Here is an 8,453-nt window from a genome sequence, read left to right on the forward strand (position 1 = left end):
TCCGCGCCGTACGCACGCTCTTCACGAGCCGTCACTCCTTGCCGAATTCCTTCGCCGCGCGGGCGACCGCATCGGCCGTCGCGCCCGCGTGCGCGACGGACACGAGGTGGCTCGACGGCGTCTCGACGATGGTCGCGCCGATCCGGTGCGCCAACCAGCGCTGGATTTCGGGCGACACGGCGCGGTCGCGCGTCGTCACGACGTACCACGACGGCTTGTAGCGCCACGCGGCCTGCGTCACGCGCTCCTCGAACGCCTTGCCCGCGATCGGCTGCTGCGCGGCGACGAGCACGCGGGTGAGGCTTTCGGGCACGTCGGCGGCGAAGTCGCTGTGGTACTTCGCCGGGTCGAGCCACAGAAAGCCGGTGGCGTCCTTTGTCATCGCCGAGCCGATGGGCATCTGCGGGCCGCGCTTGAGCACGTCGCCCGTCGATTCGCCGACGTCGGGCGCGATCGCCGCCACATAGACGAGGCCGACTACCTTCGATGCGTCCGGTCCCGAACCCGCCTCCGTGATCACGACGCCGCCCCACGAATGGCCGACCAGCACAGTCGGCCCGGATAGCCGGGCGAGCACGCGTCGGGTTGCGGCGACGTCGTCGGCGAGCGACGTCAGCGGAATCTGCACCGACGCGACGCGATAGCCCTTCTTTTGGAGCCGTTCGATCACGCCGTTCCAGCTCGATCCGTCGACGAACGCGCCGTGCACGAGCACGATGTTCTGCACCGGGCCGGCGGGTGGCGCCGAATAGGCGGCGGCGGGTCGGGGCGCGGAAGCAGGGGCAGGCGCCTGGTCGGTGGAAGGCGCGGCGGCCGAAGGCGCGGGGGCGGGTGCCGGCGATGTATCGGAGTCCGCGGCGGCGGGGGCTGGCGCTGCCGACGTATCCGGCGCGGGCGGCGGCGCGGTTTGTCCGGTCTGGGCGCGTGCGCCGGATGCGGCGACGCAGACGCTGAGGAGAACGGCATAGAGCAGACGTTTCGGCGACATGGCGGCTCCATCATCGGCTGGACCGGATTCTCGGAACATACCGACCGGCAAGCAGGGTGACAACCGCTATCTAAAGGCAATTTCGGACACGTTGGACGGTGTTTTGGCGGGTGGGTGGCGCGTGCGCGCGGCGGCATCGGCGGCGCAATGCGAATTCCACGAAACCCGGTTGCGCGTGCCCGTTCTGTGGGCACGTCGCAGGAGGGTACAATTTACGGTTTTTCCGGGCGCGTCCTGTGCGTACCGCGTGGATTTCAATGCAGTGGAGTGGGACATTTTGAGCAACGGACAGCAGCATGACGGCCTCCAGCGCGGGTTGAAGAACCGCCATATCCAGCTGATCGCGCTGGGCGGCGCGATCGGCACGGGCCTCTTTCTCGGATCGGCGGGCGTGTTGAAGGCGGCGGGGCCGTCGATGATCCTCGGTTACGCGATCGGCGGTTTCATCGCGTTTCTCATCATGCGGCAGCTCGGCGAAATGGTTGCGCAGGAGCCCGTCGCCGGCTCGTTCAGCCACTTCGCGTACAAGTACTGGGGCGATTTCCCGGGCTTCCTGTCGGGCTGGAACTACTGGGTGCTGTACGTGCTCGTCAGCATGGCCGAGCTGACGGCCGTCGGCACCTACGTGCATTTCTGGTGGCCGGACGTGCCGACGTGGGTCTCGGCGCTCGTCTGCTTCGTTGCCATCAACGCGATCAACCTGGCGAACGTCAAGGCGTACGGCGAGACCGAGTTCTGGTTTGCGATCATCAAGGTCGTAGCCGTGATCGGCATGATTCTGTTCGGCGGCTATCTGCTGATCAGCGGTCGTGGCGGTCCGCAGGCGTCGATTACGAACCTGTGGGCCGACGGCGGTTTCTTTCCGCACGGCTTCAGCGGACTCTTCATAATGCTCGCCGTGATCATGTTCTCGTTCGGCGGACTGGAACTGATCGGCATCACGGCGGCGGAAGCCGACGAGCCGCAAAAGAGCATTCCGAAAGCCGTGAATCAGGTGATCTACCGGATTCTGATTTTCTACATCTGCTCGCTGGTCGTGCTGCTGTCGCTGTATCCGTGGAATCAGGTGGCGGAAGGCGGCAGCCCGTTCGTGATGATCTTCTCGCAGATCGGCGCGGGCTTGACGGCGAACGTTCTGAACGTGGTCGTGCTGACGGCGGCGCTGTCCGTGTACAACAGCGGCGTCTATGCGAACAGTCGCATGCTGTACGGTCTTGCCGAGCAGGGCAATGCGCCGCGCGCGCTGCTGAAGGTCGACGGTCGCGGCGTGCCGTACATGGCGATCGGCCTGTCCGCGCTCGCGACGTTTGCTTGCGTGATCATCAACTATCTGATTCCCGCCAAGGCGCTCGACGTGCTGATGGCACTCGTCGTGGCCGCGCTGGTGCTGAACTGGTCGCTGATCAGCCTGACGCATCTGAAGTCGCGTCGCGCGATGGTCGCGAAAGGCGAGAAGCTCGTGTTCAAGTCGCTGTGGTTCCCGCTCGGCAACTGGATCTGTCTCGCGTTCATGGCGATGATTCTCGTGATTCTCGCGATGACGCCAGGACTCAACGTATCGGTGCTGCTCGTGCCCGTGTGGCTCGTCGTGATGTGGGCGGGCTACGTGGTGAAGCGCCGGCGCGCGGCCGCGCATGGGCTCGCGGGAGCGGCGAGCGGGCGCTGAGCCGTGATGTTTTTTGGAGCGGGCGCGTCCGATCGTCTTATCGAGTAAGAGCTGGGCCGGATTTGCCGTAAGGCGATCCGGCTTTTTTTACGTTCGCGCGGATTCGAATTGGCTTGCGGATGGTCTGCGCTGCGGACGCATTGCGGGCCGCAGAAAGCACAAAACCCGCGGCATCGGATCGATGAGCGCGGGTTTGTCGGGGTGAAGCTGACCTACTGAGGCTGAATTCTGGTGCCCAGGGCCGGACTCGAACCGGCACGCCTTGCGGCGGGGGATTTTGAGTCCCCTGCCAAGACCGAAGCACGAACTGGCAACGTTGATTCTTAAAGCTTTTTTCTGTTAGAGCGTCTCGGCTTTTCCGTATTTCGATTCACTTTTACGGAAAAATCGCGGAAAAATGCTAACCCTCGAAAACGGGCGTACAGCCCTTTCAAGAAAGGCGACCTTCACTAGCGCGGCGCGAACACCGGGCCGATACACAGACAGAGACTTCCCAGCACTCGGCTTACAAGTGTCTCCGAAGCTCAAAGCCGTTTGGTACGTCCGTTTCAAGGCGAATGGAAAGGAAATACGGACAACACTCGGACTCGCGGCGCAGGACGGGGACGTGCGGCTGGCGCTCTCGTATGAAGAGGCGAAGGAGCGGGCCGTTTCGAGTGTTCTAGCCGCCCGAAGCGATACGGTCGAAGCCTCGCCTATACCGGAGGCCGCGCCGCCCGGAAACACGACCGACCGCGCACTAATTTCGGGCGATTCTCTCGCTACGGTATGGGCTTCCTTCCTCGAAAATCGGCGCACTAAGAAGGGCGCACCGCTCGCCGCAGCGACAAGGGCCGATTACGCGAAGGTCTATCACTACGCGCTCGCGCCTGTGAAAGACTGGCCGCTGAACGAGACGCGCGTTGCCGCGTGGGTGGACTTCTTCACCAGCGTCCGCGAGAAGCACGGTCAATCGAAAGCACTGTACGCGAGCAATATCGTCTCTGCGGTCTACACGTACCTGATGAGCCTAGATCGGATCGACTACAACCCGATCACAAAGGTGCGTTTAGGTCGGCAATTCATCGCCCCTACGCCGCGCGATACGCACATCGAAACGGCTAACCTTCGCGCGTTCTGGACGGGCATCGGGCGGACGCTAAAGCGACGAGACAGCCGCGACGCGGTGCGGCTCCTGTTTATGAGTGGGCTGCGGCTGAACGCGGCTTTGGGGATGAGATGGGATCAGATAGACCTCGCCAAAGGCTTCCTCTATGTCGAGCCGGGAACGGAAGGCTGGAAAGGTTTCAGCGGTGTCTTCCCGTTGAGCGATTACGTGATGGATATGCTTCGCGTCCGGTACGTCAGCCGCAAATCGCGTGAATGGGTATTCCCAAAGAGGGCGGGCGATGAAGAGGACGCTTCGCCACACATGACGCGTGTGGGCGATTCGCTCGCGAAGGTCTGCGAAAGCGCGTGTATAGAGCGCGTGACGGCGCACGACCTGCGGCGGACTTTGGCGACGGTCGGAAACTTGGCCTTTGGCGCGGATCACTCAAAGGTCGCGGTGCTACTCGGCCATAACTGGGCGACCACCGAGAAGGGCATGACGGTATCGCGCGGCGCTATCACGGCCCGCTATATCCAAACGGAGTTGCCGACCCTGCGCGCGATAGCGAACGAAGCCGCGCGAACGCTTATGGAGTTGGTCGGGGAGCTTCCGGTATCGGACGAAACAGCCGCGAAGCTGCGGCGGGCTGGACTGACTATTTAGTAGTGCGTGCGATAGACATAATTAACTGGACATGATCCAGAAAGATGTATCCATCGCACATGTAATGGTCGAGAATCAATTCTGTAGTAAGCAGTTCCGAACCGAAACAGAACCCTCAGAACCTTTAGGAGTACACAAAATGGCTACTCGTCAAACGATCACGAAGAAGTCCGCCGCAAAGAACATCGCAGTAGTCGAAGCTGCGCTGGCCGATTTCGGCCCGTATCCCTTCCCGAAACGCTCAGATTTCTTCTTCGATTTTCCGCGTGGTGTCGATTTCGGCGTTAAGGGCGCAGCCGGAAACCCGGCGGGCGTGGCCGCGAGTTGGAGTGACGAGAAGGTACGCGCCGCGCGACTCCAGAAGAACGGCGTAAAGGTCACTTTTAACGGCGAGACGCGCGAGTTTAGGAGCGTCAAAGAGGCGTTCCGCGAGTTCCGCCTCCCGATTGAGAAGCACATCAAGTTTCGCGGCGTTCTGAAGGCGAGCAAGAAGGAGGCGTTCACCAGCGCGAAAGGCGAGGTCTATATGTTCACTCTCGTAGAGGCGGCGGAGTAAGGGCCGCGCGTTTATGGAAGTCGCTCTTTACGTCCTCAGCGCCGCTCCGTGGGTGGCGCTTCTTATAGTCGCGTATATCATCTACGGTCGATAGGCCGCGAAACACCGGAGCGCCCGCCCAGAGTCGATCTAGGCGGGCGTTTTCACGTCCGGTAATCTCGCAGTTGGCACTAGGTCGCTTCCGGCTGACGTCCGCGCAGAACCCATTTGATCACGCTTACGGACAACCAGATCAGCAGGTATACCAAGCCGCATACCGCGAGTGTGGCTAGCATCCGGTTAGGGGTGTACTTGGTTAGAATAATGAGCTCTTGGGATTCAACAAACTCCTCATTCTCCGCTACGCACTTCTTAAAATCTGGATCATTCCAAAAACTGCCGTAGTTGTGTCCGCGTTGAATCGAAGCGGTGCGACAACTATTCCATCCGTCCCCGCCCATTTTGCCAATCCGCTGGTCGTCCCGGATTCCAAAGTAGGCGGACACGCCCAAAGTGATCAAAACTGTGAAGACGATCGCCAGCCGATTCCATACCCCGAGTTTTTTGCGTTTCACGTGTAAGTTTCCGTTATTGATTTTAGGTATTTTCGAATGTATCTATCCCAGTTCGGACGAGGCGCGATCCAGCACGTTGCGGCGTAGTTTGGTTATCTTCTCCGTGCCTAGCACTTCCCGTAGTCCGGCAACGATTGACTGCAAGGTGAACTCGTCAGAGAGCTTTTCTCCATCCCACTCGTTCAGGCCCATCGCCTTCGCGAACTCCTTGTACACCATGTTGCTGTACTTTTCGCGCGTCTCAGCATACGCAGGACCACCGACCGTGGAATCAATGATCGGTGAAAATGCGCCGATTGATAGCCAAACCTTCTCGAACTCGAACAGGCGCGCGTCAATATCAGTCGGAATCCACAGGCTGTACTTCACGCGAATTTCGGTCAGCTTATGCGTCGCGCCTATTATTTCGCGTGTCGGGCCGTGCTGAATGAGGATCATGACACCTTCACCAGCCGCGTCCTTGTACGCCTCGCAGAACTCGACATACTTGTCGAAAGCGACATTCGCCATGTGTGAACTCGCGGAGTCGTGAGCGGCCTTCAACCTCTCGCGATCGCTCTGCGCCTTCTGCTGATACCTCGCGACTAGGTACGCCGCGCCCGCTCCAAAGGCGCTTCCGATCAAAGACCAAACGCCGGCACTAATGTGATCTCCCAACACGGAAGGCGTAGCGGAAACTACGCTCGACGCGCTGATAGCAATGGCCGCAGATGCTGGCATGTGGTCGTCCTTTTATTCTGATCGCTTCGCGGATGGCCTCCGTATGGACGCAAATTCTATTCGATGTTCATCTGTCGAATCAACGATAAACAGGGACCATGATTGTCGTACAGTCCCAACCCTGCGGGCCGCTGCTTACGCCCATCCACGCGTTTATCGCGTCCGAGCGCGTCATTACGGTGGACGGCTGGCAGACTTGCTTCGGCTCGTAGTGGTCGATGTAGCGGGCGGACGGCTGTGCGGGCCGCGCCTTGTTACGTTTCGGCTCGGTGTGCGCTGCGTTGATGGACCTTTCTACGGCCTCGTCCAGAGCGCAGTCCTGCGGATTGTTGAATGGACACTTGTATTCAGCTTCCGCCGCGACCGTATAGAGGGCGAGAAGGGCCGATGCGATGATCGAAAGACGTTTGATGTTCATCATATGTACTCCTGTGTAATATGGATAAATCAAAGCCGAAAAACGTACACTCCATTTCGAACGCTCAAAAATAAAAATCGAGTGAGGGTCCATTTAAATTGACCTCGTGCTAAATCTAGGTCGGGGTGGGTCGAAAAATGAGGATGAACGAAATCACTTTTGAGGTGACGATGCCTTCCGGTCGTTCAGCAGACGTGAGAGGGTGGACCGCGAAGCGCCGGTCAACGCGATCACCTCTGACCATGAGCGCCCGCTATCGATCAGAGCGAGGATGGCCGCGTTGCGTTCGCTGTTCGTCTTTCGTCCTTTGTACTTGCCTTCTGACCTAGCCTTGTCGATGCCTTGGCGCGTGCGGTGCTTACGGTCTTCATAATCCTTTCGCGCTATGGCCGCGAGCATATCGAGCATCATGGCGTTAATGGCTTCGAGAATGCGCCCTGTAAAGGCGTCTCCGCTCGCTATAAGCTGGTGCGAGGTCGGGAGGTCCAGAGCGACTACGCGAAGGCCGCGCGTCTGGATGTCGATTCGGAGTTGCTTCCAATCGCTATCGTTCAAGCGCGATAGGCGGTCCACTTGCTCGACTAGCAGAACGTCTCCCGGATGAGAGTCGTTCATAAGTCTCATTAGTTCTGGTCGGTGTAGAGTCGCGCCGCTTTCGTTCTCCGCGTAATAGGCCGCGATCTTTACGCCGTGATCTGCCGCGAAACGTGATAAGTCATCGCGCGCTCGCTGGGCGTCTTGCTCTTTTGTGGACGCTCTGAGATAGGCTCGGACGAACATAGTTCGGATTCCTTCGGTTCGGTTAAGACGGTTCGAAGGTATCCGGTTCGATTGGAATAGTAAAGTTGCAGTTTTCGAACCGATTACAGGCGTGTCCGGGCGCGTTCTCTTAGGGCGTACTTATATCGAACCGGGCGGGACGTAGAAAAGGCCGCGAGGTGCGGCCTGGGTCTACCTATGGGGCGAGGGCCGCGAAGCCCTCCGAACACGATCTATTGGAGCGGCGCTGGGCTCGGGCCTTCCGGCGTTGCTCCCAGCATGCTCGCGTAGAGGTCGTTCAGGTTCGGCACGCGCGAACGGCCTTGCTCATCGATCACGGTAATGCCGCACAGGACGTTAAGCTCTTTGATTGCCGCCATCTTGTCGGAGCCTTTGCTGTTCGGGTTTTCGATCAGACGCAGCAGACGGCTGATGGACTTGTTCGCGGTCCAGAGTTGCGTGGGCTTCTTCGCTTCGAGTGCCGCGTCAAAACGCGCTTTGACGTACGGGTTGAGCTCAGCCGCGAGTCCCAATTGTTCCGCATTCTTAAGGCTCGCGCCTTGGGCGATCATGTCGAAAGCGTCAACAATGGCCAAATCGCGCGGAATACCCAAAATCCGCAATTCGATGAATCGGTCATAGCAAGGGGCACACTCTTTCGCGAAATCGCCATTTGCGAAGTCTTGAGGGCTGTAGATGAGTTGATCGGCGCTCACGGCTTATCGTCCTAAATCGTTTTGTCGTTGTAAGTATAATGTAAGGACTATCGGCGGTCGATATAGGACATTGGCAGGTGGTCGATTGTCTTTCTGCGAGCGTTGTCGAATGTTTAGATTGAGTGGGGATGCGAGCAAAGAATTTGCCGCAGCCTTTGAACATGCCTATGCGCGATTTTTGAGTAACGGGTTCTAAGGCAATGCTGATCAAGCCGAGTAAACGCGACTGATTGCGATGGCGCATGCGTAAACTTTCCGAATCACCAATGAAAATGGTCATTCCGGTTCATTTGGTCGCGCCGCAGGCGCTTTGCGCGGGCTTT

The 8,453-nt window shown here is 59.2% G+C and carries 9 protein-coding genes and 1 tRNA gene; 3 read left to right on the forward strand and 7 right to left on the reverse strand.

The window, feature by feature from the left end; translation table 11 throughout:
* Positions 1–31: 31 nt before the first annotated feature.
* Positions 32–988, reverse strand: coding sequence for an alpha/beta hydrolase (locus AB4Y32_RS03360; RefSeq protein ID WP_368719963.1), 957 nt, complete (start codon positions 986–988; stop codon positions 32–34).
* A 277-nt stretch (positions 989–1,265) separates the two neighbouring features.
* Between AB4Y32_RS03360 and AB4Y32_RS03365 the strand changes: the two genes are divergently transcribed.
* On the forward strand, positions 1,266–2,654 hold the full coding sequence (locus tag AB4Y32_RS03365; protein ID WP_368719997.1) for an amino acid permease: 1,389 nt from the start codon (positions 1,266–1,268) through the stop codon (positions 2,652–2,654).
* Positions 2,655–2,883: 229 nt separating this feature from the next.
* On the opposite strand, the gene AB4Y32_RS03370 is transcribed toward AB4Y32_RS03365, so the two are convergent.
* Positions 2,884–2,969 (reverse strand) — tRNA-Leu (locus AB4Y32_RS03370).
* 196 nt (positions 2,970–3,165) lie between these two features.
* Here AB4Y32_RS03370 and AB4Y32_RS03375 point away from each other — a divergent pair.
* Complete coding sequence (locus AB4Y32_RS03375; RefSeq protein WP_368719964.1) at positions 3,166–4,407, forward strand: tyrosine-type recombinase/integrase; 1,242 nt, start codon at positions 3,166–3,168, stop codon at positions 4,405–4,407.
* Positions 4,408–4,546: 139 nt separating this feature from the next.
* Positions 4,547–4,963, forward strand: a complete 417-nt coding sequence (locus tag AB4Y32_RS03380; RefSeq protein WP_368719965.1) for a hypothetical protein — start codon at positions 4,547–4,549, stop codon at positions 4,961–4,963.
* Between the two features lie 170 nt (positions 4,964–5,133).
* Here AB4Y32_RS03380 and AB4Y32_RS03385 read toward each other — a convergent pair whose 3' ends face one another.
* The 5 genes from AB4Y32_RS03385 to AB4Y32_RS03405 all read right to left on the reverse strand — a co-directional run bounded on the left by AB4Y32_RS03385 (position 5,134) and on the right by AB4Y32_RS03405 (position 8,130).
* Positions 5,134–5,517 carry a hypothetical protein gene (locus tag AB4Y32_RS03385; RefSeq protein ID WP_368719966.1) on the reverse strand — a complete coding sequence of 128 codons (384 nt, stop codon included), beginning with the start codon at positions 5,515–5,517 and terminating at the stop codon, positions 5,134–5,136.
* 42 nt (positions 5,518–5,559) lie between these two features.
* A complete protein-coding gene (locus AB4Y32_RS03390) occupies positions 5,560–6,237 on the reverse strand; it encodes a hypothetical protein (RefSeq protein WP_368719967.1) in 678 nt (225 codons plus the stop codon).
* A gap of 79 nt (positions 6,238–6,316) precedes the next feature.
* The gene (locus AB4Y32_RS03395; RefSeq protein WP_368719968.1) at positions 6,317–6,658 is read right to left on the reverse strand and encodes a hypothetical protein; all 342 of its coding nucleotides are present in this window, start codon (positions 6,656–6,658) and stop codon (positions 6,317–6,319) included.
* Between the two features lie 150 nt (positions 6,659–6,808).
* Positions 6,809–7,435, reverse strand: coding sequence for a recombinase family protein (locus AB4Y32_RS03400; RefSeq protein ID WP_368719969.1), 627 nt, complete (start codon positions 7,433–7,435; stop codon positions 6,809–6,811).
* A gap of 212 nt (positions 7,436–7,647) precedes the next feature.
* Positions 7,648–8,130: a hypothetical protein gene (locus tag AB4Y32_RS03405; RefSeq protein ID WP_368719970.1), complete on the reverse strand. Its 483-nt coding sequence runs from the start codon at positions 8,128–8,130 to the stop codon at positions 7,648–7,650.
* Between the last annotated feature and the right edge of the window lie 323 nt (positions 8,131–8,453).

The organism is Paraburkholderia phymatum, assembly GCF_040965635.1.
GTDB classification, from domain to species: domain Bacteria; phylum Pseudomonadota; class Gammaproteobacteria; order Burkholderiales; family Burkholderiaceae; genus Paraburkholderia; species Paraburkholderia phymatum_B.